Below are 25,677 nucleotides of genomic sequence, written 5' to 3' on the forward strand. Positions count from 1 at the left end.
TGGAGGCGGAATGCGCCGATCCATCCGAACCCTTTCGTGCCTGCCGTTGGCCGCCGCCCTCGTCGTGGCCGGTGACCCCGCACGGGCGGACGCCGGCCGGTGCGCGGCCCTGACGCACGCGAACGTGCCCGACACGACGATCACCCAGGCCAAGACGGTCCCCGCCACCGCCTCGGTACCGGAACACTGCCTGGTCGACGCCCACGTCACCACGCCGGGTGACGCGACGGTGCCGGACAACCGGGTGAACTTCCGCCTGGGCCTGCCGGCCGCCTGGAACTCGGACTTCTACTTCCAGGGTGTGGGCGGGCTGGCCGGGCACATCGTGCCGTTCGACGAGGGACTGCGACGCGGTTACGCCTCGGCCGCCACCGACACCGGACATCAGGGCGCGAGCCCGCTGGGCCACCCCGAACTCGACGGACGGTGGGCGCTCGGCAACCGGCCCAAGCAGATCGACTACGCCTACCGGGGCGTCCACGTCAGCACGGTCGCGGCGAAGGCGATCACCGCGATCCACTACGGGCGCGCCGCGCGCAAGGCCATCTTCAACGGGTGTTCCAACGGGGGACGGCAGGGCCTGATGGAGGTCCAGCGCTACCCCGCGGACTATGACGGGGTGATCGCCGAGGCCCCCGCGTTCGCCGCGGGCGACACCCTCCTGCGCTGGATCTCGCAGGCACAGGCGCAACTGGCCACGCCCGGGTCCTGGCTGCCGCCCGAGACGCTGCCGATCCTCTCGGCGGAATCGCTGAAGCGGGGTGACGCCCGGGACGGGCTGACCGACGGCCTGGTCTCCGATCCGCGCAAGGCCGAGGTCCGCCCCGGCCGGCTCGTCGGCCCCGGCAGGCTGACCCGGGCCCAGGCAGCCGCCGCACGGACCATCTATCGTGGACCCCGGCGGCTCGGGGGACATCCCGCGGGACACGAGGAGATGTGGCGTTCCTACATCACCGGCTCGGCGGCCCCTCAGCCGGGACCCGACGGCAAGCTCGTCTTCCCCTTCAGCCGGGCCGCACCCCTGTCGTACACCTTCGCCAACGAGTTCCTGCGCTACTTCGTGTTCGGCGATCCGGGCTATGACCTCACCAGGTTCGACCTCGTCAGAGACCTGCCGGCCGTCGAGCGCGTACGTACGCTGCTTGACGCGGCCGATCCCGACCTGACGGCCTACAGGGCCAGAGGCGGCAAGCTCCTCATGGTGCACGGCTGGTCCGACCCCGCGTTGAGCGGTGCGACCCCGATCGACTACCACAGGAAGGTCGTCGCCGAGATGGGCGCGGCCCAGAGTGCCGGCTTCTTCCGCCTGTTCATGGCACCGGGGATGGGCCACTGCGCGGGCGGGCCAGGGCCCAACACGTTCGACGCGCTCACGGCGATGGAGCAGTGGATCAACCGGGGCACGGCTCCCGCCTCCATCGTCGCGACCAACCCGGCCACCGGCCGCAGCCGGCCCCTGTGCCCGCATCCTGCCGTCGCACGCTACGAAGGCTCCGGCAGCATCGAGGACGCGGCGAACTTCACCTGCGCATCCCGGGACATCCACCTCGGGTAGCTCGCGCGGGTGCGGCTGATGACATCCGTCACTGCGCGGCCCGCGCACGGGCGGCGACAATGGAGGGATGCGAGCCCGCTCCTGGACGAGCGTCTTCCTGATCTTCCTCCTGTGGCCCCTGCCCGATTTCCTGGAGCGTGGGCCCGGCGCGCCCACGACGGCTTTCGTCTTCGCGGGCATCGCCGCCTTCGCCGCGCTCTACCTGCGCACGGTCTGGTCCGCGCAGGCCGGCAGGACCCGCCCCTGGTGTCTGGCCGCCCTGTACGGCGTGGCCGTCGCCCTCACCCCCGCACTGGACGACCTGTGGATCTTCGCCGCGTTGTTCTTCCTCATCGCGGCCCTGTTCTGCACCTTCGCCCGGATCACGGCCCTGGTGCTCTGCGGGGTCACGATCGCGGCGGCGACGGCCGCCCTCTCAGCGGCCACCCTGTGGTGGATCCCTCTGCAGGCGGTCGTCTTCACCGGCGCGATGGACGCGTTCATCCGCCTTGAGGCCGCCAACCGGGCGCTCAAGGCGGCCAACGCCGAGACCGAACGGCTGGCGGTCGACAACGAGCGGCTGCGCTTCTCCCGCGACCTGCACGACATTCTCGGTCACGCGCTGTCGGCCATGACACTCAAGAGCCAGCTCGCCGGACGCCTGATCGGCCTCGACCCCGGCCGGGCCAGAAGCGAGATCGGCGAGGTCGAGGACCTGTCGCGGCGTGCCCTGGACGACGTCCGTGACGCCGTCGCGGGCTACCGGGCGCTGTGCCTGGATGATGAGCTCGCGACCGCCGGGCGTACCCTGTCGGCGGCGGGTGTGCTGTTGTCCGTCGCCCACGCGCCGATCCCGCCCGGCGCGGGCTCGCTGCTGGCGTGGGTGGTGCGCGAGGGCACGACCAATGTCGTACGGCACAGCCGCGCCCGCGCCTGCCTGATCCGGCTCGGCGTTTCCGGCGGGCACGCGTTCGTGGAGGTGACCGACGACGGCCACGCGGGCGAGCCGGGCCCGTGCGGCAGCGGGTTGCGCGGCCTGGCCGAACGTCTGGAGGCCGCCGGCGGCACCCTGCGGCGCGCCCACGGCGCGCACGGCTTCACGCTCAGGGCCGCGCTGCCCGTGGGGGCGCCCCGGTGATCCGCATCCTGCTGGCCGACGACCAGCACCTCGTCCGGCAGGCCATCGCCGCCCTGCTGAGCTTCGAGCCCGACCTCGAGGTCGTGGCCGAGGTGGACCGGGGCGACCTCGTGCTCGACGCCGTGGCCGCCACCCGTCCGGACGTCGTGCTCCTCGACATCGACATGCCCGGCCGCGACGGCCTGTCCGTGGCCGCCGAGCTCAACGGCCACCCGGCGCGGGTGGTGATCCTCACCACCTTCAGCCGCCCCGGATACCTGCGCCGCGCCCTGGCGGCGGGCGCCGCCGGATTCGTCGCCAAGAACGCCCGCGCCGAGGACCTGGCCGCCGCCGTACGCCGTGTGCACGGCGGCGCCACCGTCGTGGATCCCCACCTCGCCGCCGCCAGCCGCGCGCTCGGCGACAGCCCTCTCACCGACCGCGAGTGCGACGTACTGCGGGCGGCCGCCGAGGGCGGCACCATCGCCGACATCGCCCGGCGGCTTTTCCTGTCGGTGGGCACCGCCCGCAACTACCTGTCGTCGGCGATCGGCAAGACCGGCGCCCGCAACCGCGCGGAGGCCGGCCGGATCGCCGAGGACAGAGGCTGGCTGTAGGACGTTCGTCACTACTGGCGCTTCTCGCCGATCACCATGCTGGCTTCATGGTCAACCGATGGAAGCCCGCGCTCGGGCTGCTGCTTCTGGCTCCGCTGGTCGCGGAGTTCCTGCTCGGCAATCTCCCCGTCACGATGATGATCGCCCTGCTGTCCCTGATTCCCCTGTACGGCGGCGCCGCCCTGCTGATCCGCGAGCTGGCACGACGGCTGGGGCTCGGCTGGGGCGGCATGGCCGCGCTGGGCCTGGCCTTCGCGGTCGTCGAGGAGGCGTTCGTCACCGGGTCACTGTTCGACCCGAGCTATGCCGGGATCCCCATGGCCGGCTACGCCTACCTGCCCGCTCTGGGCATCAGCGCCTGGTGGACGGTGTTCGTCCTCGTGCTCCACGGCGCCTGGAGCATCTGCGTGCCGATCGCCGTGACCGAGGCGCTGTCCGGAACACGCGATCCCTGGCTGGGGCGCGCCGGACTGGCCGTGGCCGGGGTTCTCTTCGCCGCGGGGGCCGTCGCGGCGCGGGCGTTCACCCTCTCCCCGCACCCTCCCGCCACCGGCCCGCTCATCGGCGCCGCCGTCGCCGTGGGGGCCCTCGTCGGCGTGGCCTTCCTGTTCGGAAGGCGCCCCGCCTCCGCGACCGGCGCCACGGCCTCGCCCTGGGTGGTGTGCGCGTTCACGCTGACCGCCGGATCGCTGTTCTGGGGCGTGACCCTGGTGGCCGGTCCCGCGCTCGCCTGGCCGGCGGTGGCCGCGTACCTGCTGCTGGCCGCGATCACCGTCCACACTCTGCGGCGCTGGTCCGCCGGCCCCGGCTGGGGCCCGCGGCACCTGCTCGCCGCCGCCGCGGGCGGCCTTCTCACCTACGCCTGGCACGCCTTCCTCCAGCCGCCCGCCCTGCCCACGCCGCCCACCGCCGACCTGGTCGGCGACGCGCTGTTCGCCGCGGCCGCCGTCGCCCTGATCGCCACCGCCGCGGTACGGCTGCGCCGGCGTCCGGCGATCCCTGGCGAGGTGTGAGCTACTCCGTCGTCCCGAGATGGCGGTCGAGCTCGTCGAGCGTCAGCGGCTGTCGGCGCAGGGGCTCGGAGGCGTCCAGCGCCGTGGCGTGGAGGCTGCCGAGGAACAGTTCCAGTTGCCGAGCGGTGATCAGCTCGTTCAGTTCGGCGCCGATGACGGGCAGCGGGCGGGACAGCTTGATGACGCCGAGCCAGATGTCGATGGGGTTGACGCCTTGGCGGAGCCGTCCCTCCCGCTGGGCGGCCCGGGTGAGCCGCTCCATCTGCCCGAAGAGCTGGTCGCGCCGCGTCTTCAGCGTTCCCCCCTCGCCGCGTGCGTCCTCCTCCAGGCCGGGGAGCAGCATCGGCATGATGACGCTGATCCGCAGCTCGACCAGCCGGCGTACGAGCCGCGCCAGCGCGCCCCAGGCGTCGGGGTGCGCGGCCGTGGCGTGGTCCAGTTCCTCACCGACCAGGGTCAGGTTGTCCAGGGCGACCTGCAGGACGAGCGTGTGACGGTCGGGGAAGCGGCGGTAAAGGGTGGCGATGCCGACACCCGCGCGGCGGGCGACCTCCTCCAGCGGCGCGTGGATGCCCTGTTCGAGAAAGACCTCGCGGGCCGCGCTGATGATCTGCTCGCGGTTACGGCGGGCGTCCACCCGTAGCCGGGCCGTGCTCTCGGTCAACAGGTACCCATTCCTTCAGATGTGGAGGGAATCCCTTCGCTTGTGTTAGCTTACCCCCAAGGGAAAAGCGAAGGGTTTTCTTCCACTTATTGGAGAGGCTGATGTCCCAGACCACGACCTCTGACAACCGGAGCTTCCCGCTCCCGCGGCGGTGCCCGTTCGCCCCACCGCCGGAGTACGACCGGCTGCGCGCCGAGGAGCCCGTCTCCAAGGTGCGGCTGCCCACCGGCGGCACCGCCTGGCTGGTGACCCGTTATGAGGATGTCCGGACCGTGCTGAGCAGCCCGGTCTTCAGCGCCGACGGCACCCGGCCGGGCTTCCCCACGCTCCTGCCGGGGCAGGCACAGGTCCTGCGGCGTCCGCCGTTCATCCGGATGGACCCGCCACAACACACCTTCTACCGGCGCATGCTCATCCAGGAGTTCACCCTCAAGCGTGTCAAGACGATGCGCCCCGGCATCCAGGCCACGGTCGACCGGCTGCTCGACGGCATGCTCGCCCAATCCCCGCCGGTGGACCTGGTCGGGGAGTTCGCGCTCCCGGTGTCGTCGCTGGTGATCTGCCAGCTGCTCGGCGTGCCGTACGACGACCACGAGTTTTTCCAGAGCAGGAGCAAGGTCGGCGTGTCAGGGGCGAGCACCGCGGAGCAGTTCGCGACCGCGCTGGGTGAGCTGCGCGGCTATATGGACGGCTTGATCACTCGCAAGCAGGACGAGCCCGGCGACGACCTGCTGAGCAAGCTGGTCACCGAGCACCTGGAGCCCGCCGGCGAGCTCCGCCGGGACGAACTGCTCATGATGTGCCTGATGCTGCTCAACGCGGGTCACGAGACCACGGCGAACATGATCGCGCTGGGCACCGTGGCGCTGCTGGAACACCCCGGCCAGCTCGCCGCCCTGCGGGAGAACCCCGGGCTGCTCCCCGGCGGCGTCGAAGAGCTGCTGCGCTACCTCAGCATCGCCGACCTCGTCACCACCCGGATCGCGGCCGAGGACGCCCGGCTCGGCGGCATCCGCATCCACGCGGGCGACGGGGTCATCGCCCTGCTGGCCGCGGCGGACTGGGACCCCGCGGTGTTCCCCGAACCCGGACGCCTCGACCTTCACCGCGGCGACCGGCGCCACGTCGCCTTCGGCTACGGCGTGCACCAGTGCCTCGGGCAGAACCTCGCCAGGGCGGAACTGGAGATCGCGTTCGCCACCCTCTTCGCGCGCATCCCCACCCTGCGGGTCGCCGTGCCGGTGGGCGAACTGCCCTACAAGCACGGCAATCTCGCCTACGGGCTGCACGAACTGCCCGTCACCTGGTAGGCGAAGACTCCGCCCGGTGACGGCTCCGCCGGCGTTCACCCGGCGAACGGCCCGGACCCGCGGATCTCGCGGTCCGGGCGGGAGGCTCAGTAGGAGCGGGCGCGGGTGGGCGTCACGCGGATCACCGTGGAGAAGCCGGCGAAGGTCTCCTCCGGCGTCAATCCGGCCCAGCGCATCGACTCCAGGTGCTTGTCCAGGTAGGCGGAGATCTCACGCCCGCTGAGCGGCGCGGGCGCACCCGGAGGCGCCGGTGTCACCTCGGCCACACCCTCGATGGTCAGGACGCTGTGCTCCTCGGCCTCACGGTCGAGGTCCAGGTGGAGTGTGACCTTGGGGTTGTCACGCAGGTTACGGACCTTGGGCGTGCCGGGGTTGCTGAGGATCAGGAAGGTCGCCCCGTCCCAGACGTACCCGACGGGCGAGGTCTGAGGCTGGCCATCGGGGCTGACCGTCGTCAGCCAGATCACTGTTTGATCATGTAGACGCCGCTCGGCGGCCGCTTGGGCGGCACCGTCCAGATGGGGGAGCATCATCACCGCAGCCTACAACGCTCAAGATCGGCAGCCCCTCTGATCCATGGCTTCCTCCTCACGGACCGCGAACCAGGGCGATGGTCAGCGGGCGTAGTGGCATGCCGGTCCGCGACTCGAGGCCGTCGGCATGCGTCATGCCGGCGCCTTCCGGGGCGACCCCGAACGTTCGCGCGCGACCAGGCGTGACAGGTATACGGCCGCCAGCCAGGCCCAGCACCAGCCGAGCGGGATGACCAGGCGAGCCGGCACCCAGTCGATCGAGGAGTGCGGCATGATCAGTGTGCCGGTCAGCAGGACGCCGGGTGCGGCCACGGCGAAGCCGAGCAGGGCGAGCGCCCAGGGCCGGCCACCTGGTTTCCCGGCGAAGCGGCGGGCCAGCACGCAGCACGCGGCGCTCGCCATGAGGTAAAGCGTGAAGACCGACAGCGTGTGCAGCTGTTCGTGCCAGCTCGCCGGGAAGGTGACGTCGGGGAGGGCGTCCTGCGGGGTTCCGGGCGGGTAGCCCTTCTGGGGGTCGGTGACGAAGACGCCCGTGCAGATCATGGCGACGCCGTACGCCGCGATCAGCCCGGGACCCCATCGGGAGGCGGGCAGCACGCGGCGGACCCCGGCGGCGAAGGCGATCATCAGCAGCCCGGTGACGACGAAGTTGCCGATCTGCAGCCAGCCCCGGTCGCCGGTCATCAGCTGGCTCGGACCGTGCACCAGGACGTCGAACCCGCGACGGGTCAGCATGTCGGCGTGAAACAGGACGAGGAAGGCGGGCACCCCGAGGCTGCCGCAGCGAAGGAGGGAACGAGTGGAGAGGGGCATGCCACCGATTCGACCCGGAGCGCGCCATCGGCGGACAGCGCACAAAGAGCTGGGGCGGCCATACTTTGGTAGTGCCGCGCTCACGGCACGCAGATCCGCGCCGGCACCCTAGGGTGGCGTGGCATGAACCGTGGCAGGTGGGGATCATGGGCGCGGCTCGTCGTGATCGTGGTGGTGGCCGCGGCGGTCTCCACTCCGCCCGGTGCGGCCCCGGTGCCGCACCCCGAGGTGGCCGCGCCACCGGCCCCGGCGACGCCGCATCCCGGCTGGCGGGTAACGCCCGCCGCCGAGCCGACCTGTCGTGCCTGGCCGGAGGGCGGCCCCAGCATCGCCCACTTCAACGCCGTGGCCGCCTCGGGCCCCGACGACGCCTGGGCCGTCGGCCTGTGCCAGACCGCCGACCAGGGCTGTGGTCCCGAGGGCCGCGGCTGCGGCAACAAGAACCTCGACGCGCCCGATCTCGGCATCGTCCAGCATTGGGACGGGCGGAACTGGCACCAGGTCCCCGTACCGGACACCGAGGGTTTCGACTCGGTCGTCGCGTTCGCCGAAGACGACGTCTGGGTCGGCAGCAACGACGGCCCTCTCCACTGGAACGGACGGCGGTGGTCGAGCCGGGCCCAGGGGCTGACGGGCCGATGGGGGAAGAATCTCGGGCTGTCGGGCGGGCATCCAGGCAACCTGTGGGGATTCGACCGGGACGCGCGGCTGTACCGGTGGACGGGGCGGCGCTGGCAGCGGGTCCGGCTGCCCGCGGGGTGGCACGTCACGCCGGGCGCTTCGGAGATCACCGCCGGCGCGGCCACGGACCTGTGGGTGCGGGGCATGAGCACGGAGGTGGACGAATGGGCCGGAGCGGGCACATTCCGCGACGCGCACTATGACGGCCGCCGCTGGCGCTTACTCCCCAAGCCACCCCAAGGCCACACGGTGACCGAGATCGCCGTAGTCGGCCGGGACACGTGGGCGGCGCTGACCTCGGAGAACCCTTCCCGTACGACGCTGGCCCGCTGGAACGGCCACCAGTGGGCGCGACGCTCGGCCCCCGGCCGGATCGAGGGCCTGGAGGCCATGGCCGGCGACGGACAAGGCGGAATGTGGCTGCTGACCGCGCCGGGGCACATCCAGGAGATCTGGCACTGGAACCGCCGCACCTGGACCGCACTCGAACTGTCACGCGAACTGACGGCACGCACGGCGACGGTGCACGCCCTGGCCCACGTACCGGGCACGACCGCCGTCTGGGGCGTCGGCCAGGCCGGCACGAACAACGTGCGCGACGAACAGCCTTTCATCGAGACGACCGGCCACGAAGCTCCGCCCGGCCAGATCCCCCGCGGCACCTCGTCCTCCCCGCGGCGGCTTGGGCGCAATCCCCCGAATCTGGGGATTGGCCGCCGCCCCGGCGCCGGACGACCCTCATCTCATGAGCATTCATCGAACGGCGATGGCGGCAGTCGTCGTCCTGGCGAGCGTGTGGACGCTACCCGCGCAGGCGGCGTCCGCTCCGACGTTGAAGATCGTCACGTGGAGCGGGAAGTGCCTCGACGTCCCGGGCGGCAGTTCCGCCGATCGGACGCCGATCCAGCAATGGTGGTGCCATGGCGGGGCGAACCAGCGGTTCGACGTCGTGCACGTCGGCGGTGGCCTGCATGAGATCCGCACGTCGGCGGGCAAGTGCTTCGACGTGGAGGACTCAAGCCACGCCGACGGGGCGCGCATCGTCCAGTTCCAGTGCCATGGCGGGGCCAACCAGCGTTTCCGCCAATGGAAGCCCAGCGACAGACACTATGGATTCGTCACCTTCGTCCCCAGCAAGAGCATCACCATCACCGGTGGCCCCGCCGACGGAGCGCGCGTGGTTCAGGGCCCGTCCAACGTGACCGGCCACTTCCTTCTCAGCCCTTGAGCTTGTGAGCGGCCGGTCACGATCTCGGCTTCAGGCCGTGCGCCACTGCTGGTTGGGCGGGAGGGTGTTGTCGCAGTCGCGGATGATGAGCGCGGCACCCTTGTGCGGGTTGGCCTCGACGATGGTCAGGCATCGGTTGGACCTGGGGTTGCGTAGTTGCCTTCCGTTCCATGACCACTGCTGTGGCGCCCCGCCGTGGCAGGTCCACACGTTGACGCCGGCGCCGTTGTAGACGTTGCCGTCCTGGACGTCCAGGCACTTGCCGTTGAGGTCACTGACGAGGGTGAGGCCGACGAAACGCCAGCGTTGGTGGGGAGAGCCGACGCAGTCGGACATGTGGACGGCGGCGCCGTCGCCGGTGTTGGCGGCACGGATCTCCAGGCAGTAGGTGTTGAGGTTCTCCGTTCTGATCACAAAGCCGGACCGCTGGTGCCGTGCGTCGGCCGTCGCCCCCGAGGCGGCCGGCGCGCTGGCGACAGCAGCCGTGAGGGCCGCGGCGAGTACGGCGATGCTGCGTATTCTGCTCACGAGGTTCTCCGATTCGAGAAGACCGGTCAGATTTCCGGTTGCCGTGCGCTACGACTGTCACCCAGGCGCCGGAACCCGGCCATTCCCCGGATCCGGGGATTGCGCGGAAAACGCGTGGCCGGGCAGAGCGTGAACGCTCATGCTGGCCTCAACAGTGGTTTTCGGGGGGCGCGATGACCAAGAGCCTGAACCTGGCGCGGAGGTTGTCCGCACACGCGCGCCGGCACGCCACCGCCGGCGAAATGGGCGAGGCGATCTCGCACGCGATAGCGCCCGTCGTGGCCCATGACGCGCTCCGGATGGTGGGCACCAGCCCGACCTCCGGCGTGGGCTCGTTCAGCTTCTGGCACGGTGTCGAGCCCGGCCTCGGCCGACCGTGGCTGCTCAACTACCTGGCCGGCGCGGAACCCTTCCCGATGGAGCGCCTGGCCCGCTCGCCGATCCCGGCGGGGGTGATGGGCAGCGGCGGCGACCGGCCCTTCCACCCGGCCCGGCAACTGCTGGCCACCCACGGCGTGGGCGGCCAGCTCCGGCTGCTCCTGCGGGACGCGCGGGGCATCTGGGGCTCGCTGGACCTCCTGCGCGGCCAGGACCGTCCGCCCTTCGACGAGCGGGACGTACGGCGGGCCGCACACCTGACCCCGGCCCTGCTGGCGGCCATCCGCGGCTATGTCAGGGCGGGACCGCTGGCCCCGCGGTCCACGCCGCCCGCACCCGGTGTCCTCATCGTCGGCGGCGACGACGTGATCCGCACGGCCACGCCCGAGGCGCACACCTGGATGGACGCGCTCCGCGAGCGCCAGCCCAACCCGAGCTGGACCAGCGAGCCGTTCATGGCCGGTCTGGCGATCAAGGCGCGCGCACACGCCCGCGCCTCCCACACACCCCGCCCGCTGAGCATCGGCCCCTCCGCCGGTTACGGCCATTGGATCGTGTGCCAGGCCGCACCGCTGGACGACGGCAGCAAGGACGTGGCGATCATCATCCAGGCGGCTTCCGGCGAGCACCTGCTGACGTGCTTCAGCGACTGGTACGAACTCGCTCCGCGGGAGCGCCAGGTGCTCGCCCATCTACGCGACGGACTGTCGCGCAAGCAGATCGCGCACCGTCTGGACCTGTCGATGCACACCATCAGCGACTACCTGAAAGCCATTCACCGCAAAACCGGAGCCACCGGCCGTGACGAACTCCTCGCCGCCCTCATTCCCTGACCGCGCCTGGAGCCTCTGGGCGTTGTGCCTGGCCGTGCGATCCGGAGGAAGGCTGCGGCGTCCGGACGTGCGTGCGATGGTGACCAGCGGGGGTCGGCTGACCGAGGGCGGCCATCGTGTGCGACCGCATGGAGACGCCATGAGAAAGGACTGCCGCGAGCTTCGGGGTCAGGAGATCCAGCCCGCGTCGGTGGCGATCCGGATGGCATGGACCCGGTTACGGGCGTTCAACTTGGTGAGGATCTTCGTCAGATAGTTGCGGACCGTCCCCACCGACAGGTGGAGTGTGGCGGCGATCTCCTCGGGTGCCACGCCTTTGGCCGCCAGGTGCAGGATCTCGATCTCACGCGTGGACAGCGGGTTCTCTCCGATGTCCCAGGCCGACAGCGCCAGCTGGGGATCGACGATGCGCCGCCCTGCCGCCACCCCGCGGACGGCGGCGGCGAGCTGGTCGGCGGGGGCCTCCTTGAGGAGGAAGCCGGAGACCGACACCGCGAGCGCCCGCCTGAGTGTGCCCGGCCTGCCCATTCCGGTGACGATCAGGGTGCGGCAGGTGGGCAGTTGTTCGTGGAGGATCTGCGCGGCGGTCAGGCCGTCCATCTTCGGCATGTCGATGTCGATGACAGCCACATCGGGACCTGTTTTGAGCGCCACGGGCACGATCATGTCGCCGCTGTCGACCTCGGCCACCACCGTGAGGTCGGGCTCCAGCGAAAGAAGGGCGGCCAGTGCGCCCCGCACCATGTGCACGTCCTCGGCGATCAGCACTTTTAAGTGCAGCATTCACGCCCCCTCGCCCATTCCATTTCATGGAGCGTATAAGCATCAGCGTATACGGCAACCTGCCTGCGGCACTTTCACAGGAAGGCGGTCAGCTGGAACCATCCGTCCGCGACACCGGCCGTCATCCGCCCGCCGACGCCGTCCAGGCGCCGCGCCACGTCACCCAGCCCACGCTGGTCCTGCACCGCGGGCTGGCCCGATGACGGATCCACGCCGTCGTTCCTGATGGTGAGCGAGCCTTGCTCGCTGGTGATGACGCAGTGGCGGGCGGTGCTGTGCCGGAGGATGTTGGTGACGGCCTCGCGAAGCATGGTCGCCAGCACGGCGTCGGTCTTCTGATCGCTGGTCCGGCCGCGAAGGTCGATCGTGACCTCGATCCCGGCGGCGGCCAGGATGGCCCGGGAGGAGTCGAGTTCGCCGGTGAAGGAGAGGTTGCGATAGTCGCTGGCCACGTTGCGCACGTCGGCGAGCATGCGCCTGAGCAGTTCCAGGATCCCCTCGAGTTCCGCCGGCGCCCGCTCCGGGGCCACGTTCAGGAGGCGGCAGGCCAGTACGCCCCTGAGCGCCACCTGAGACAGGCCGTCCACGAGCACCTCGTTGAGCTCGCGTGCCATGCGCAGGCGTTCGCGTTCGACGGCCTCGTCCGTCAGCTCGGTACGCGCGGAGTGCGCCTCCCTCACCAGGGTCATCAGCCAGCTCACGCCGTACACGATGAGGCCGGTGAGCAGGGTGGAGATGGTCAGCCAGGCGACGCTGCCTCCGGTCAGCGCCGCCAGCGTCAGAACAACACCCCCCAGGGCGGTGTACAGCACCCACCGCAGCACCCCTCTCAGCTCCAGGAGTACGGCTCCCGCGACGAACCCGGCCATGCTGCCCCAGGGGGCGTGCAACCAGAGCAGCGGCAGGAAGGTGACGGCGGCCTGCCCGGCCATCGCGGCCCTGCGTGCCCAGGGCGTGCGCAGGAACCCGAAGGTGAGCAGCAGTTGCAGGGCCAGCATGGTCACCACGCACGCCGCGGCCCCCAGCGCGCCGGCCACGCTCGGCCCCGTCCAGACGATGTTGAGCACGATGGTGAGCGCGTAACCGGACAGCACCAGGAGAACGATGGCCGAGGCCGCCCTCGGCCCCCACCGCTCCGCGGGGCCGGCTCCGCGCGGCCAGCGCTCTCGCGGGGAAGTGTCCGGCTGGTGGCGGTCGGCGGCCGTGGCCTGCCCTCGCGCCGGGGCCTCGACCGTCAGGTGGAACCACTCGCCCTGGCTTCTGGTGGCCAGGCGCCCGCCGACCTCTGCCAGGCGGACGGCCAGATTGCCCAGGCCGCAGCCGCGGCCGGTCAGGTCCTCGGGCACGGTGTCCACTCCGTCGTTGGACATCCGGAGGCGGACCGTGTCGCCTTCGGCGACCAGTTCGACCTGGCACTGCTGCGCCTTGCTGTGGTGCAGCACGTTGGTGATGCCCTCGCGCAGGACGACCGCCATGACTTCGTCCAGGCGTCCGTCGAGCGTGATGTCGGGGACGCTGATCCTCGCCTCGATCTGGGCGCTCGACAGCGTGTCGAATGCGGCGCTCGTCTCCGTGGACAGTGAGATCCGGCCACGGCCCCCGGCGACGCCCTGGACTCCGGCCGTGGCCCGCCGTACGACATCCAGGACGTCGCGCAGTTCGGTCGCTGCCCGCGCGCGGGCAGCGGGCAGCAGGCGGTAGGCCAGTTCGTAGCGGAGGGTGATGGCGGAGAGGTCGTGCCCCACGAGGTCGTGCAGATCGCGCGCGACCCGCAGGCGCTCCTGGACGACCGCCATCCGCACCAGGTCGCCGCGGGAGGCGCTCACCTCGGCGACTATCCCCGACAGGGAGCCGACCGCGTACAGCATCAGGCCGGTCAGGAGCGTGAAGTGCACGGCGTAGGCGAGGTTGAGCGCCTGCCATCCCTGGTGCTGCAGGAGCGCCGCGACGAACACCCCCGCCGCCACCGCGGCATAGAGAACCCATCTCGCACGGCCGTGGATCACCAGCAGCATCGAGCCGGCGACGAAGCCCGCGGCGGCGCCGAACTGCGGCCCCACCCACGCGGCCGGCGCGAAGGTGGCGACCACCTGCGCCAGGAGCGTGACGGAGCGGACCCATCGTGGCCAGGCGAGCGCGCCGGGATGGGAATGGGCCAGTTGCAGGGTGACGACGACGCTCAGGCAGCCCAGGAACGCGAGCAGGACCATCCCGCGCAGGCCGCCGACCACAACGGTGACCAGCGAGTTGGTGGCGTAGCCGACCGCGACGACGGCGGTGACGACCCGTGCCGTGCGGCGCGCCCGCGGCTCCACAGGTTCGAGCCGCACACTCTCCCGATCGTGTAACAGCGCGCCCATCGCCATGCCCTCTCCGCGACCCGGCCGCATTCCTGACATGTACGCGGGGTTTAGCCAGGCGAGTCTATATTGTCACCATATGCCATTCAAGGTCCCTCATCGGGGTGTACCAATCGGCGTGCCAGATCCGCCCAGTGCGCGTCATTCACTTGATGCCAACCGATTGCCGTGGCGTCTTTCGCCGGCAGCTTTCTCCCGAGCACAAGGCCTCCCACGCTTGATTCGGCCCGCCAGTCGGCGCCCAATGCTTCCGCCCACAACTCGATGTCCAGGCTTTCCAGGGGATACGTCCCCAGTCCCAGCCCCGCTGCCACCAGCGACAGCGTCTGGCTGAGCATGCCGACGTTCTTCAGAACCGAGGCGTAACTGAGCCCGCTGTACTTCCAGGACACGCGACGGAAACGCGCGGTGATAATGACCAGAACGGGCGGCTGCCGATGCATTCCGGCCGCCAGCCGCGCATTCTCCAGAGCGGCTTCGACCCGATGTATTTCGCCCGCCAGCGCCCTTAGTCCGTGATTCAGCGGGTCGTAGTGATATATGCCCTCGTCAATTCCGGTACAGTCGCGCACCGCGACGTAAAGCTCCAGCTCATAGCCGGACCCGATGCTCAGATACGGACGGTCGCTGGTCTCCTCCGGGGAGTATGGAGAGCCACTCAGCGAGCGCACCCGGGCCACCCGGTAGAGCAGTTCGCCGAGTTCGCGCGCCGTGATCGGGCCGGCGCTCAAGTGCGCCTCGTCCACCGCCTCCACCGCCGCGCTGAGCGGCGGGTCGGCCGCCACCAGGGCCTCCCACGTGGGCCGATACAGCCCGACGAAACCGTTGTCACCGCGCGAGACGACCACGGGCTCGACGCCGGGCCGGTCTCCGCCCGGATAGGTCGCGCCGAAGTCGCGATCGTGCCTGCCCAGCGTGGAACGGCTGTGAAACAGCAGGTCGACGGGTGACCACGAGACCAGCATGTCGTCGGTGTCCTCGGCGAACTCCACCGGGCGGAACTCCTCGACGCGTTCCGCGCGCACGACCATCCCCGCCGCCGCCAGATAGGCGACGAAAGCATCAAAGTACGGCGAAGCCGCACGGATCGCGCTGGGCCTGGTCGGCCGCCGCAGATGGCCGACCAGGCCCATGGCATCCGCGCTGTGCAGGATCACCCGGTGCAGGGCCAGCGGCGATTCGAGCCGGTAGTCCCTGCCGTTGGTGCTGATGACGGCGAACCTGGACAGCCGGATCGGCACGTCGGCGGCGATCGGGGTCACATGGAAACGGGAATGGTGCGTGAGCGGCACCACGGACACCAGCGGCTGCTCCCGGTCCACGCTCAGGGAGCGGACCACGAGCGGTTCGAGGCGCTGCAGCAGGCGAAGGAGGTCGGCCATCTCGGCTTCGCCGCTGATCACGTTCTCCAGGTGCGTCGGCCCCAGGCTCATCCGCCGCAGCGCGTCGAACACCGCCTCGTCCGGCTGGACCACCTCGATGTCGCCCCATCGGCTGTGCACCAGCAGGGACCCGCTCTCGGCCGCGGCTTCGAGGTGGACGTCCTCACGGAGTGACCACAACACGTGGAGCTCCGAGGGTGTCGCCTCGTCCCCGAATCCGGCAGCCATGGTCGATGTCTCCTGGGTTAAAGGAACAGCGGGATGGGATTGAGCTCCGCGTAAGCGGTCGGACGGCCGAGGCGCCCGAGCCTCACGGGGACGTCGTACAGCCGGCCCGGGGCGAAGCGCGCCCAGAAGTGCCGCAGGCCGGGCACCACCACCTTGACGACCGGCATACCGACATCGGGCCTCGTCTGGTCGAGCACGAGGATGTCCAGGTCGCGGCGCTCGGCGACGGCGCGCATGCGGTCGAGGCCGGCGTTCAGGCTACCGTGCCCGGCCTCGCCGCCGCCGGTGAAGCGCCTGGACGGCTGGTCCGGGTCGGGCAGGAGATACGGCTGGTTCGCCGTGGTCGCCTCCTGCCACCAGCGCCGGATGTGCGCGTCGGTTCGCGGGTATCCGCTGCCGTCGGGCTTGGCGTCGATCACCGCGGACAGGAGCTGGCCGAGTTCCGTGAGCGCCCGCCGTACGGCGATGCGGAAGTCGAAGTGGGCGCCGAACCCGAGCATGATGTCCCGCGCGGGCTTGTCGGTCCGCTGCGAGATCGCCGCCACGACCGGAATCTCCAGGTCGGAGGTGAGGTCGAGGAGCCACACGGCGCGGTTGAGCCCGGCGTAGCCGTCGAAGACCTCGGCGATGAACGGGTCGTCCAGGGAGATCTGGTCGATCGCCGCCTGCCGTGTCCGGTTGTACCACCACAGTGCCACCGCGTCGCGCTCGACGAGTTCGAGGAAGCCCTGGACGGCCGCGTCCTCCAGGCTCGCGCCCGCGGCGTTGCCGTTGGAGGTCGCCCTGAGGGATGGAACGCCGCTTCCGCCGTTGAAGTAGAGCAGGTCCGTGGGCAGCAGCCGCTCTGCTCCCGTCATGATCGAGCGAACCGGGGTCCACTCGATGACCGCGCGCTCGTCGAAGGGTTCCGGGATCCGCTGGAACGGCATGGCGCGCGCGTTCCACCGGTCCCGGTCGGCGTACTGGCTCGGGTGGAAGAGCTGGCAGGTGTCGGGGTGAACGGCTTCGCCGCGCAGGTCGCCGAACGTGCCGAGGATGACGCGCTCGTCGCCGAGTCGTGTGCCGCAGTATCGCTCCACCGCCTCGCCAAGGGCACTGACCTGCGCCTCCAGGTCGGTGCGGCCCTTGCCGCCGCTCCACTGGCGCAGCCCGCCGCGCCCGTCGCCGGCGAGGGCGAGGTTTCTGCCCGACAGGTAGCTGTGGACGAACCGCGGGCAGCGCGGGTCGCGCCGGATGGGGTCGGTGATCCCGGTCACCGGGTCGGCGAGGTGGTGGTAGGCGTCCCACACGTCCTCGAGTGACATCGCGCGATGGCTGTTGCCGGGTGCGCTGCCCCCGGACCGGCCGGTGGTGGCGGCCACGCGCACGACGCTCGCGTCGTGCGCGCCGCACGCGCCGCACTGCGGGCGGCGCGTGATGGGATGGCGCGTCAAGCTCAGGTCCAGGGTGTCCAGCGTCCACATCCCGTCGCGCAGGCCGTTGGACGCTCCGGCGAGCCATTTGGTCAGCTCGTGTACCGACAGTTGCAGGCCGAGGGCGCGGGTCGGGGCCAGGGACGCCTCGGGCGGGCAGTGCGTGCCGGGACAGCGGTGCCTGCGCAGCCGCTCGGCCAGGCACTCCCAGCACGGGCCCGTTCCCGGCTCGAAGGCCGGGCCGATCCAGATGTCGGGGCCGCGGGTGGCGGCCAGCAGCCAGGGCCTGCCGTCGGCCAGCCGCATGGTGTTGACCTCGGCCAGCCTCGGATCGAGGTAGTCGGCGCACAACACCAGGAACGCGCCGGCGTGCTCGTCCGGCGCCACGGTCAGCCCGGCGGCCCGGCACGCCTCGGCGGCGGCCGGCGCCTCGCCACCGAGCGTGATCACCGCGACCGGCGTGGACGCGGCCTTGAGCCCCGCCCGGTCGAGGCCGGCGAGGTCCCAGTACGCGTCGGCCGCTGTCTTCGAGGCGCTCTGGAATCCCACGAGATTCGCCTGGGTGAGCTGGGCCAGCATGTGGCCGAGCCTGGGCGCGGAGGCCCAGGGCGCCATCGCCCGGCGGATCTCGGCCACGGTGCGGGTGCCGTCGAGCAGGGGCGCCAGCCTGTGGATCAAGGCTCCTTCCAGCGCGGTCGTGCCCCTCGCCGACGACACGTACACCGCCTCGCCCGGGACTACGTCCACCCGCAGGTGCCGTTTGAAGCCGAGGAGCGTCTGGTCCGCCTTGTCCGCCATGGCCGCCTCACTCGGTGAAGGTGGGCCATGCCGGGCGCACCGAGTTGACCAGGTCGTCGATGATGAGGTCCCCCGCCCATCCCGCGGGCACGTCCGGAGTGGCGAGCGCGGTGAGGTGGCAGTCTGCCCGCACGTCGGCGGTGGCGGGGACGGCAGAAGCGATCATGACTTCTCCTTGTCGAGGAGCTAATCCGAACAGCCAGATCATTAGTCACGAACGCCAGCATTCCTAGTTAATGCATCATTTGTCCGATATGAATATTTCACTCTGCACACGTGATCCATTGCGTCGATCCGTCGCCTTCAAAATTCTACTCTGTGCGAAGAATCACCAGAAATGGAGGGAAGGCGATGATCAGATCTCAGATGCGGAGACCGCCCCGAGTCCGCGTGGGCCGGCAGCTCGACCTGCGCACCCCCAGCGGCAGACCGCTCCCCTACTAGCGACCAGGCCGTTCGGCGCCCGGAGGCTGCCGTGACCACCCCCGGCCCGGCAGCCTCGCGCACCCCATTCAAACAAATAGGTAGCGCCCGTTTCCCGGTGCCGCCGATAACCATGTGAACACAAAGCTTAGGAAGGCCATGACGCAAATTCTGGATCCAGCCCACAAAGTGATCGGCAGCTACCTGGAATACGCCGTGATGTTCACCGACCAGCAGCACACCACCATCGAGGACTTCGGCATGGACAGGGAGGCGGCCGAGTGCGCGCACCGTGAGATGGCCGCCATGGGCGAGTCAGCGGCCCAGGTCGTCTCACGCGCCATCACCGTCGCCTACGGCCCCTGGGAGCCGTTGCCCGTCTCACACAGGAACGGCCCATGATGGAGACGACGCGCACACCGCGGCCCAGAGGCGCAGAGGTACCGGGCCGCAAACCGGAGGCCGCGCCCAGCAAGCTCGGCGTGGACGGCACCGCCCTCACCAAACGCGTCGGCCTGGTCCTTCCGCAGGCGATGCCGTTCTCCTCCTGGGAACGGCTGGGCAAGCAGATCGCGCTCATCACCGACTCGTCGACCTGGTGGCTCGGCGACTGGATCAACTACGGCGAGCGGGTCTACCCCGACCGGTACCAGCGGGCCGTCGCCGGCACGTCACTGAACTGCCAGACGCTGCGCAACTACGCCTGGGTGGCACGCCGCTTCCCGATGAACCGCCGCAGGGACAGGCTCAGCTTCCAGCACCACGCGGAGCTGGCCTCGCTGCCTCCCGAGGAGCAGGACGAGTGGCTGGACCTGGCGGAGCAGAACCGCTGGTCGCGTAACCAGCTCCGGCGGCAGCTGCGCAACCGGAGCGTGGGCGCCCGCGTGCGTCCGGCCGAGACCTCGGTGACGCTGCACATCGACCAGACCAGAGAGGAACGCTGGCAGCAGGCCGCCGGAGCGTCCCGGCACAACCTGCACGACTGGATGACCATGGTGCTGGACCAGATGGCCGATCTGCTGCTCCTGCCCGAGCGGCGCGCGAGCAAACTGGCCCTTCCGGCCGGTGACGGGATGATCGTGCTGACGCCCGCCCTATCCGATGACGCCGCTCCCGTCGCGGCAGGCGAGGTGCTCGTGATGTCAGGCGGCGAACGCCCCATGTCATGATCATCAGGGTCCGCCCCGCCATGAGCTCTCCGGAGACATGGCGGGGCCTCTTGCCGTACGCATGGGAAAGCGTCCGGGGGAGGCCCCCGGACGCTCACGGCAGCAGGCGCACGGGCAGGCTGCGCAGGCCCCAGGTGAAGTTGGAGGCGTTGAAGACCGGCTCACCGGCCGCCTCGACCCGGCCGACCCGGCCGATCAGCTCCTCGAAGAAGACCTTCAGCTCCAGGCGGGCCAGCCGCGCGCCCAGGCACAGGTGCCTGCCGGCGCCGAAGGTGATGTGCCGGTTGGGCGAGCGGCCGACGCGGAACTCATCGGCGTGCTCGAACACCGCCTCGTCCCTGTTGGCCGAGACGTTCCAGAGGGTCACCCGGTCCCCCACGGCGATGCGCACGTTGCCGATCTTGGTGGGCTTGACCGCGGTACGCAGCGCGTGCACGCCGGGCACCGTCCACCGCAGGACCTCCTCGACGGCGTCCGGCACCCCGGCCGGCCCCGCCGTACGCAGGAGCCGCCACTGGTCGGGACGCTCGATGAGCGCCAGCACGCCGCCGGCGGCCGAGTAGCGGGTGGTCTCGTTGGCGCCCGCCAGCACACCGTTGCAGTTGAAGACGATCTCCTCATCGGTGAGCGGCCGCTGCGCGCCCCGGCCCGTGCTCCTGCGCTCGGCGGCGATCCTGCTGACGAAGTCGGGGCCGGGATTCTTCCTGCGTTCTGCGAGGAGCTCGGTGAAGTACAGGAAGATCTCGCCGTGCGCGCCCGCGCGTGTCTCTTCGTCGTCTCCCTCGAACGCCTCGGTGGTCACCGTGCCCACCCAGTCCCATTCGCTGCGCGGGATGCCCATCAGCGCGCACACCACGTTGTTCGGGATCTGCTTGGCCACCTCCAGGAAGTCCATCTCGCCCTGGGCCACCGCCTCGCGCACGACCTCCCGCACGACCCGCTCGACCAGCGCGTGCAGGCGCGGCACCTCGGCGTGGCCGAACTCCTTGGCCAGCACGCTCTTCAGATGGGTGTGGTCGGGCGGATCGGAGACGATCAGCATGCGCTGCGCGACGGCGGCGACCGCCCCTGGGTCGCTGTCCAGGCGCATCCCGTAGCGGGAACTGTAGGACCTCTGGTCGGTGTAGACGCTCACGATGTCGTGGTAGCGGGTGACCGCCCAGAACCCCGGACCGTCGTCCTCCTCGTGCCAGTGCACCGGGTCGTTCTCCCGCAACCACGCCAGCACCGGCCAGAACGTGCCCCGGCTGAACAGGCCGGGGTCCTTGAGATTCACCTTCATGGTCAGCTCCAGTGCCGCCTCAGCCCGGCGACGACCTCGCCCGTCCGGTCGAGGCAGAAGTAGTGTCCGCCGGGGAACATCCGCTTGCGGAAGGCGGCCGCGGCGTAGGCGCCCCAGCCGTCGAGGTGCGCGGAGGTGACGGTGGCGTCGCTCTCGCCGCCCCACGCCTCCAGCGTGGAGGGGATGGCCGCGGCGTGATGGTCGTAGGTGAGCGACAGCCGCGCGTCCTGCCGCAGGACGTCGAGCATCAGCTCACGGCTGTCCTCGTCGAGGTCGTCCTCGTCCAGGGCGCGTACGTCGAGCAGCTTGGCCAGTTCGGCGCCGTCGTCGGCCAGGCCGCGACCGGCGCCCACCCACATGTGGGGCGGGCGGCAGCCGGCCACGACCAGAGCGCGGGGCCAGCGGTCGTACTCCAGGCCCAGCCTGCGGGTGATCTCATAGCCGAGCAGGCCGCCGAAGCTCTGGCCGAACACGACCAGCGAGCCGTCCGGCGGCAGCGTCGCCTTCAGCTCCTCAAGAACCGCGGTGACCGCCTGGGTCACGCCGATCGCCGGGGGTTCGGCCCAGCGCCTCTCCCGGCCGGGAAGCTGGACGCCGACGACGGAGACCTCCTCGCCGGCCACGGCCTGCCAGGAGCGGTACTGCCCGCAACCGGCCCCCGCGGGGGCCAGGCACAGCAGGGTCACCGGCCGCGGCGCTCCCTGGTGGAAGGGCACCAGCCAGGATCCGCTCACGACACCTCCTCCGCCGGGGCCGCGCCCAGCCGGTCCAGTTCGGCGGCCACGCCGGCCGCCGTCGGGCTGGCCAGCAACTGCTTGATCGTGAGCCGGACCCCGGTCGCCTTGCGCAGCGCCGCCACCGCGCGCGCGGCCAGCAGCGAGTGACCGCCAAGGTCGAAGAAGTCGGCGTCGACGTCACGCACCGGCTGCGGCAGCAGGGCGTCCCACGCCTCGACCACGACCCTCTCGCTCGGCGTGACCGGTGGCCTTCCGTGAGCCGCCCTGGCGGCGGTCATCAGGGCGAGGGCCGCGCGGTCCACCTTGCCCGCGGGGGTGGTGGGAAGCGCTTCGATCGCCGTCACCTGTGCGGGGACGACGGCCGCGGGCAGGCGGCCGGCGCAGGCCGTACGCACCGATTCCAGGCACTCCTCAGCGGACACCACCAGCGCGAGCCCGAGCGCGTCGCGGCCGGGCAGCACGTAGGCGGCCGCCCCGCGCACGCCGTCGGTCTCCACCGCGACCCGCTCCACCTCCGACAGCTCCACGCGGAAACCGCGGATCTTCACCTGCTCGTCACAGCGTCCGCGATACTCCAGCAGGCCGTCGGGCCGTCGCAGCGCGAGGTCGCCCGTGCGGTAGAGCCGGGCGCCGTCGGCGGTGAACGGGTCGGGGAGGAACCGCTCGGCGGTCAGGTCCGGACGGTGGCGGTAGCCGGACGCCACGGCGGGCCCGCCGATGAACAACTCCCCCGGGACGCCGGGCGCGACAGGGCGCAGATCGGCGTCCAGGAGGTGGACCGTGTAGCCGGGTAGCGGCCGTCCGATCGTCGTCACGTCGTCACCTCCGGCCGTGTCGGCGCAGGTGGCCGCGATGGTCGTCTCCGTCGGCCCATAGACGTTGAGCATCCTGCCGGTGAAGCGGGCGGCCAGCGCGGCGGGGAGCGGCTCGCCCGCCGCCACCACCACCTCGGCCGCGCTCACCTCCCCGGCGCAGGCCAGCAGGAGGGACGGCGTCAGGCACACCACGCCGGGCCGGGCGGTGGCGACCGTCTCGGCGGGGTCGTCGCCGGCGATCGTCATGCACTGGCCGTTGAGGAGATACAGCAGCGCGCACCACAACCAGCCGTCGAACGCCGGGGACACCGCGTTGACACCCGTCCCGCCCACGGGCAGGTCGAGCGTGGCCAGCGCGGCCACGAAGGCGGCAAGGCCCCGGTAGGGCACCTCAACCCCTTTCGGCCAGCCCGTCGTGCCCGAGGTGTAGATGATGTAAGCGGTGCCGGAGGGGTGCGGGCTGATCCGGCGCGGGGCCGGACCCGCGGCGGTCACGGCGCCGGAGGGCAGCACCTCGCACCGCTGCGGGATGACGCCCGCGGGGACGCGGTCGCCCAGCACCACCTGCGCGCCGGAGTCGCGCAGGACGAAACTGAGCCGGTCCGTCGGATGGCGTTCGTCCAGCGGTACGGCTGTCGCCCCCGTCCACCAGGTCGCCAGCAGCGCGGGCAGCGACAGGCGGCCACGGCCGAAGCACAGCCCCACCTGGCTGCCGGGTCCCACACCGTGGGCGGCCAGCGTTCCCGCGATCGCGTGGGTGTGCTCGGCGAGCTGCGCGAAGGTGATGCTCCCATCGGGCGCCCGGACCGCGGTGCCGGACGGGCGGATGGCCGCCCACCTGTCCATGGCGTCGAAAATCGGCGCCAGATCGGCGTAGACCGTCATGCGCTCATCTCCTCCACGTCCGCCGGGCCGGCCAGGAACGCCGGCCGCCACACCGAGTACGACCGCATGCCGTGCAGCAGCGGCGTTCCCGGCCTCATGACCACGCCCACCAGCCGTCCGAAGATCACCTCGTGGTCGCCGTGCCTGAGCACCCTGCTCACCTGGCACTCGGCCATCGCGAAGGCGTCGTCGGCCAGCCAGGGCAGCCCGGACTCCGATCGGGTCCAGCGCACCGCGCCGAACCGGTCGGGCGCGGGCCCGGAGAAGAGCTCCGCCGTGGCACGCGCCTCCGCGTGCAGCAGGTTCACGGCGAAGGCGCCGCTCTGACGCACGGCGCACTGCGTGGCGCTGCCCATGCGCAGGCACACCAGGATCGTCGGCGGGTGCAGCGTGACGCTGGTCACCGACGAGCACGTCATGCCCTGCGGAACACCGGCCGCGTCCAGCGCGGTGATCACGGCGACCCCGGTGGGGAACCTGCTCATCAGCGCGCGATGTTCGGCCGCCGACGCCACGGGCTCTTCGAAGACTCTCAGCTCGTTGCCGTTCATCGGCGCGCTCCGTGCATCTGCCGCAAGAACTCGTAGTTGGTGGGCAGGGCGGCGGCGAGCTCTGCCTGATGGCGCTTGACGTCGGCGAACAGGGCGTCGGCCGCTTCCGCCGCCTCGGGCTTGTAGGTCAGCGCGGGCAGCGGCTTGCCTGGCCGCAGTCCCAGGCCGGCGAAGATGCAGTAGTAGCTGCCGTTGGTCCAGAAGTTGCGGAACTCGGCCTCGAAGTTGCCGTAGTAGCCCCGCTCGTCGGTGATCGGCAGGTTGATCGGGAGTCCCGCCTTGAACATGGCGATCTTCCGCTTGATGCCGTCGGCCAGCTCCAGTTCCTTGGTCGCCCGCCAGAAGGGCGTGTCCGTGCGCGGCGAGAGGGAGAAGTGGGCCTGGAGGAAGTCCCGGGTGTCGTCGAACATCTCCTCGATCTCGCGGTTGAAGCAGTCGCTCAGCACGGGGTCGAACGTGCGGTCGGGGAAGTGCTTGGCGAGCTGGTGGATGGCCGCGTAGATGAAGTAGATCCCGGTGGACTCCAGCGGCTCCAGGAAGCAGGAGGCCAGCCCGATGCTGACGCAGTTGCGCACCCACGCGCGCCGGTTGCGCCCCACCCGGAAGCGGATGTGGTTCAGCTTGGTGTTCTCGGGGTCCAGGCCCCACAACCCGCAGAACTCCTCGGTCGCCTCGTCCCGTGTCGCGAACTTGCTGGAGTACACGTAGCCGGTGCCGAAGCGGGTCAGCATCGGGATCTTCCACGTCCATCCCGACGACATCGCGATCGAGGAGGTGTAGGGCTCGACGCCGTGGGCGGCGTCGTCATGCGGGATCGCGGTGGCCACGGCGCTGTCACACAGAAGGTGATCGTTCATGTCGATGAACGGCTCGCCCATCGCCTGGTTGATCAGCAGCCCGCGGAAACCCGAGCAGTCGATGAACAGGTCGCCCTCCAGCAGCCGTCCACCCGCGGTGCGCAGCGCCGTGATGAAGCCGCGCTCGTCGCGCAGCACCTCGGTCATCTCGTCCTCGACGTGCTCGGCGCCCTGCTTCTCCGTCGCGAACCTGCGCAGGAAGCCCGCGACGAGCTGGGCGTCGAAGTGCCAGGCGTAGTAGGTGGCCGGGCTGCCGTCCGTGTGGCGCGGCGCGAGGTTGCCGTCCATGATCGCCGTCTCTTTGAAGCAGGCGTAGTCGAACGGCTCGCGCGTCTCGCCCTTGAGCGTCTTGGCTGCCCAGAAGTGCGACAGCGGGATCTGGTCGGCCGACGGCAGGAGGCCGAAGGGGTGGAAGAACTGGTCGGTACGCCCGTCCAGCGGCTGCGGCGCCGGCGAGCTCGGCCCCGGCGTGCGCCAGTTGATGAACTTGACCGCCACCTTGAAGCTGGCGTTGCACTCGCGCATCCACTCGTCTTCCGGGATCCCCAGGTAGTTGAAGAAGGCGCGCTGCAGGTTGGGCACGGTGGCCTCACCCACGCCGATCCGCGGGATGGCGGGCGCCTCCAAAACGGTGATCTTGACGGTGCGCTGCAACGCCTTGCCCAGATAGGACGCGGTCATCCAGCCGGCTGTGCCACCACCGAGGATGACAACATTGCGCACCCGGTTGTCCTGGAACATGTTCA

Annotated in this window: 23 protein-coding genes; 9 read left to right on the top strand and 14 right to left on the bottom strand. The window is 70.8% G+C overall.

All coding sequences use genetic code 11. The features are described from left to right. Positions 1-10 precede the first annotated feature (10 nt). The 4 genes from ACIBKY_RS10975 to ACIBKY_RS10990 all read left to right on the top strand — a co-directional run bounded on the left by ACIBKY_RS10975 (position 11) and on the right by ACIBKY_RS10990 (position 4,281). Positions 11-1,555, top strand: coding sequence for a tannase/feruloyl esterase family alpha/beta hydrolase (locus ACIBKY_RS10975; RefSeq protein WP_397096322.1), 1,545 nt, complete (start codon positions 11-13; stop codon positions 1,553-1,555). A 67-nt stretch (positions 1,556-1,622) separates the two neighbouring features. Next, positions 1,623-2,672: a sensor histidine kinase gene (locus ACIBKY_RS10980; RefSeq protein ID WP_397096324.1), complete on the top strand. Its 1,050-nt coding sequence runs from the start codon at positions 1,623-1,625 to the stop codon at positions 2,670-2,672. After that, positions 2,669-3,268, top strand: coding sequence for a response regulator transcription factor (locus ACIBKY_RS10985; protein WP_397096326.1), 600 nt, complete (start codon positions 2,669-2,671; stop codon positions 3,266-3,268). The genes ACIBKY_RS10980 and ACIBKY_RS10985 overlap by 4 nt, the downstream gene beginning before the upstream one ends. A 47-nt stretch (positions 3,269-3,315) precedes the next feature. Beyond that, positions 3,316-4,281 carry a hypothetical protein gene (locus ACIBKY_RS10990; RefSeq protein ID WP_397096328.1) on the top strand — a complete coding sequence of 322 codons (966 nt, stop codon included), beginning with the start codon at positions 3,316-3,318 and terminating at the stop codon, positions 4,279-4,281. A 1-nt stretch (position 4,282) separates the two neighbouring features. Here the strand turns inward: ACIBKY_RS10990 and ACIBKY_RS10995 are convergent, their stop codons facing one another. Further along, positions 4,283-4,945 (bottom strand): TetR/AcrR family transcriptional regulator, encoded by a 663-nt coding sequence (locus ACIBKY_RS10995; protein ID WP_397096330.1) that lies wholly within the window; start codon positions 4,943-4,945, stop codon positions 4,283-4,285. A 101-nt stretch (positions 4,946-5,046) separates the two neighbouring features. Between ACIBKY_RS10995 and ACIBKY_RS11000 the strand changes: the two genes are divergently transcribed. Further along, positions 5,047-6,255: a cytochrome P450 gene (locus tag ACIBKY_RS11000; protein WP_397096332.1), complete on the top strand. Its 1,209-nt coding sequence runs from the start codon at positions 5,047-5,049 to the stop codon at positions 6,253-6,255. Between the two features lie 86 nt (positions 6,256-6,341). Here ACIBKY_RS11000 and ACIBKY_RS11005 read toward each other — a convergent pair whose 3' ends face one another. Together ACIBKY_RS11005 and ACIBKY_RS11010 are read right to left on the bottom strand one after the other, a co-directional pair. After that, a complete protein-coding gene (locus ACIBKY_RS11005; protein ID WP_397096334.1) occupies positions 6,342-6,788 on the bottom strand; it encodes a nitroreductase/quinone reductase family protein in 447 nt (148 codons plus the stop codon). Positions 6,789-6,920: 132 nt separating this feature from the next. Further along, positions 6,921-7,601, bottom strand: coding sequence for a DUF998 domain-containing protein (locus ACIBKY_RS11010; protein WP_397096336.1), 681 nt, complete (start codon positions 7,599-7,601; stop codon positions 6,921-6,923). Between the two features lie 1,447 nt (positions 7,602-9,048). On the opposite strand from ACIBKY_RS11010, the gene ACIBKY_RS11015 reads away from it, so the two are divergent. Continuing rightward, positions 9,049-9,510 carry an RICIN domain-containing protein gene (locus ACIBKY_RS11015; protein ID WP_397096338.1) on the top strand — a complete coding sequence of 154 codons (462 nt, stop codon included), beginning with the start codon at positions 9,049-9,051 and terminating at the stop codon, positions 9,508-9,510. 30 nt (positions 9,511-9,540) lie between these two features. On the opposite strand, the gene ACIBKY_RS11020 is transcribed toward ACIBKY_RS11015, so the two are convergent. After that, a complete protein-coding gene (locus tag ACIBKY_RS11020; RefSeq protein ID WP_397096339.1) occupies positions 9,541-10,038 on the bottom strand; it encodes an RICIN domain-containing protein in 498 nt (165 codons plus the stop codon). A gap of 173 nt (positions 10,039-10,211) precedes the next feature. Between ACIBKY_RS11020 and ACIBKY_RS11025 the strand changes: the two genes are divergently transcribed. Continuing rightward, on the top strand, positions 10,212-11,249 hold the full coding sequence (locus ACIBKY_RS11025) for a response regulator transcription factor (protein ID WP_397096341.1): 1,038 nt from the start codon (positions 10,212-10,214) through the stop codon (positions 11,247-11,249). 168 nt (positions 11,250-11,417) lie between these two features. On the opposite strand, the gene ACIBKY_RS11030 is transcribed toward ACIBKY_RS11025, so the two are convergent. From ACIBKY_RS11030 to ACIBKY_RS11050, 5 genes are all read right to left on the bottom strand, one after another. Beyond that, the gene (locus ACIBKY_RS11030; RefSeq protein ID WP_397096342.1) at positions 11,418-12,032 is read right to left on the bottom strand and encodes a DNA-binding response regulator; all 615 of its coding nucleotides are present in this window, start codon (positions 12,030-12,032) and stop codon (positions 11,418-11,420) included. Positions 12,033-12,106: 74 nt separating this feature from the next. Further along, positions 12,107-14,392 (bottom strand): sensor histidine kinase, encoded by a 2,286-nt coding sequence (locus tag ACIBKY_RS11035; protein WP_397096344.1) that lies wholly within the window; start codon positions 14,390-14,392, stop codon positions 12,107-12,109. Positions 14,393-14,478: 86 nt separating this feature from the next. Beyond that, positions 14,479-16,002: a SagB family peptide dehydrogenase gene (locus ACIBKY_RS11040; RefSeq protein WP_397096346.1), complete on the bottom strand. Its 1,524-nt coding sequence runs from the start codon at positions 16,000-16,002 to the stop codon at positions 14,479-14,481. 17 nt (positions 16,003-16,019) lie between these two features. Beyond that, entirely contained in the window at positions 16,020-18,212 is a 2,193-nt protein-coding gene (locus tag ACIBKY_RS11045) for a TOMM precursor leader peptide-binding protein (protein WP_397096348.1), read from the bottom strand. Between the two features lie 7 nt (positions 18,213-18,219). Next, on the bottom strand, positions 18,220-18,378 hold the full coding sequence (locus tag ACIBKY_RS11050) for a hypothetical protein (RefSeq protein ID WP_397096350.1): 159 nt from the start codon (positions 18,376-18,378) through the stop codon (positions 18,220-18,222). A 416-nt stretch (positions 18,379-18,794) separates the two neighbouring features. Between ACIBKY_RS11050 and ACIBKY_RS11055 the strand changes: the two genes are divergently transcribed. Continuing rightward, positions 18,795-19,037: a hypothetical protein gene (locus ACIBKY_RS11055; protein WP_397096352.1), complete on the top strand. Its 243-nt coding sequence runs from the start codon at positions 18,795-18,797 to the stop codon at positions 19,035-19,037. Continuing rightward, a complete protein-coding gene (locus ACIBKY_RS11060; RefSeq protein WP_397096353.1) occupies positions 19,034-19,804 on the top strand; it encodes an LmbU family transcriptional regulator in 771 nt (256 codons plus the stop codon). The genes ACIBKY_RS11055 and ACIBKY_RS11060 overlap by 4 nt, the downstream gene beginning before the upstream one ends. A gap of 94 nt (positions 19,805-19,898) precedes the next feature. Here ACIBKY_RS11060 and ACIBKY_RS11065 read toward each other — a convergent pair whose 3' ends face one another. From ACIBKY_RS11065 to ACIBKY_RS11085, 5 genes are read right to left on the bottom strand one after another with little or no spacing between them, the layout of a single operon-like run. Then, entirely contained in the window at positions 19,899-21,086 is a 1,188-nt protein-coding gene (locus ACIBKY_RS11065) for a cytochrome P450 (RefSeq protein ID WP_397096355.1), read from the bottom strand. 2 nt (positions 21,087-21,088) lie between these two features. Continuing rightward, positions 21,089-21,820: a thioesterase II family protein gene (locus ACIBKY_RS11070; protein WP_397096357.1), complete on the bottom strand. Its 732-nt coding sequence runs from the start codon at positions 21,818-21,820 to the stop codon at positions 21,089-21,091. Then, positions 21,817-23,523 (bottom strand): amino acid adenylation domain-containing protein, encoded by a 1,707-nt coding sequence (locus ACIBKY_RS11075; protein ID WP_397096359.1) that lies wholly within the window; start codon positions 23,521-23,523, stop codon positions 21,817-21,819. The genes ACIBKY_RS11070 and ACIBKY_RS11075 overlap by 4 nt, the downstream gene beginning before the upstream one ends. Then, the gene (locus tag ACIBKY_RS11080) at positions 23,520-24,074 is read right to left on the bottom strand and encodes a flavin reductase family protein (protein WP_397096360.1); all 555 of its coding nucleotides are present in this window, start codon (positions 24,072-24,074) and stop codon (positions 23,520-23,522) included. The genes ACIBKY_RS11075 and ACIBKY_RS11080 overlap by 4 nt, the downstream gene beginning before the upstream one ends. Beyond that, entirely contained in the window at positions 24,071-25,672 is a 1,602-nt protein-coding gene (locus ACIBKY_RS11085) for a tryptophan halogenase family protein (RefSeq protein WP_397096362.1), read from the bottom strand. Before ACIBKY_RS11085 ends, ACIBKY_RS11080 begins: the two co-directional genes overlap by 4 nt. Between the last annotated feature and the right edge of the window lie 5 nt (positions 25,673-25,677).

It is taken from the genome of Nonomuraea sp. NPDC050394 (assembly GCF_044459065.1).
Taxonomy (GTDB): Bacteria; Actinomycetota; Actinomycetes; order Streptosporangiales; family Streptosporangiaceae; genus Nonomuraea.

Coding starts and splice junctions, on each gene's coding strand:
- ACIBKY_RS10975 (WP_397096322.1), top strand. CDS start 11: ATGCGCCGATCCATCCGAACCCTTTCGTGCCTGCCGTTGGCCGCCGCC.
- ACIBKY_RS10980 (WP_397096324.1), top strand. CDS start 1,623: ATGCGAGCCCGCTCCTGGACGAGCGTCTTCCTGATCTTCCTCCTGTGG.
- ACIBKY_RS10990 (WP_397096328.1), top strand. CDS start 3,316: ATGGTCAACCGATGGAAGCCCGCGCTCGGGCTGCTGCTTCTGGCTCCG.
- ACIBKY_RS11000 (WP_397096332.1), top strand. CDS start 5,047: ATGTCCCAGACCACGACCTCTGACAACCGGAGCTTCCCGCTCCCGCGG.
- ACIBKY_RS11005 (WP_397096334.1), bottom strand. CDS start 6,788: ATGATGCTCCCCCATCTGGACGGTGCCGCCCAAGCGGCCGCCGAGCGG.
- ACIBKY_RS11010 (WP_397096336.1), bottom strand. CDS start 7,601: ATGCCCCTCTCCACTCGTTCCCTCCTTCGCTGCGGCAGCCTCGGGGTG.
- ACIBKY_RS11015 (WP_397096338.1), top strand. CDS start 9,049: ATGGCGGCAGTCGTCGTCCTGGCGAGCGTGTGGACGCTACCCGCGCAG.
- ACIBKY_RS11025 (WP_397096341.1), top strand. CDS start 10,212: ATGACCAAGAGCCTGAACCTGGCGCGGAGGTTGTCCGCACACGCGCGC.
- ACIBKY_RS11030 (WP_397096342.1), bottom strand. CDS start 12,032: ATGCTGCACTTAAAAGTGCTGATCGCCGAGGACGTGCACATGGTGCGG.
- ACIBKY_RS11035 (WP_397096344.1), bottom strand. CDS start 14,392: ATGGGCGCGCTGTTACACGATCGGGAGAGTGTGCGGCTCGAACCTGTG.
- ACIBKY_RS11040 (WP_397096346.1), bottom strand. CDS start 16,002: ATGGCTGCCGGATTCGGGGACGAGGCGACACCCTCGGAGCTCCACGTG.
- ACIBKY_RS11045 (WP_397096348.1), bottom strand. CDS start 18,212: ATGGCGGACAAGGCGGACCAGACGCTCCTCGGCTTCAAACGGCACCTG.
- ACIBKY_RS11050 (WP_397096350.1), bottom strand. CDS start 18,378: ATGATCGCTTCTGCCGTCCCCGCCACCGCCGACGTGCGGGCAGACTGC.
- ACIBKY_RS11055 (WP_397096352.1), top strand. CDS start 18,795: ATGACGCAAATTCTGGATCCAGCCCACAAAGTGATCGGCAGCTACCTG.
- ACIBKY_RS11060 (WP_397096353.1), top strand. CDS start 19,034: ATGATGGAGACGACGCGCACACCGCGGCCCAGAGGCGCAGAGGTACCG.
- ACIBKY_RS11065 (WP_397096355.1), bottom strand. CDS start 21,086: ATGAAGGTGAATCTCAAGGACCCCGGCCTGTTCAGCCGGGGCACGTTC.
- ACIBKY_RS11075 (WP_397096359.1), bottom strand. CDS start 23,523: ATGACGGTCTACGCCGATCTGGCGCCGATTTTCGACGCCATGGACAGG.
- ACIBKY_RS11080 (WP_397096360.1), bottom strand. CDS start 24,074: ATGAACGGCAACGAGCTGAGAGTCTTCGAAGAGCCCGTGGCGTCGGCG.
- ACIBKY_RS11085 (WP_397096362.1), bottom strand. CDS start 25,672: ATGTTCCAGGACAACCGGGTGCGCAATGTTGTCATCCTCGGTGGTGGC.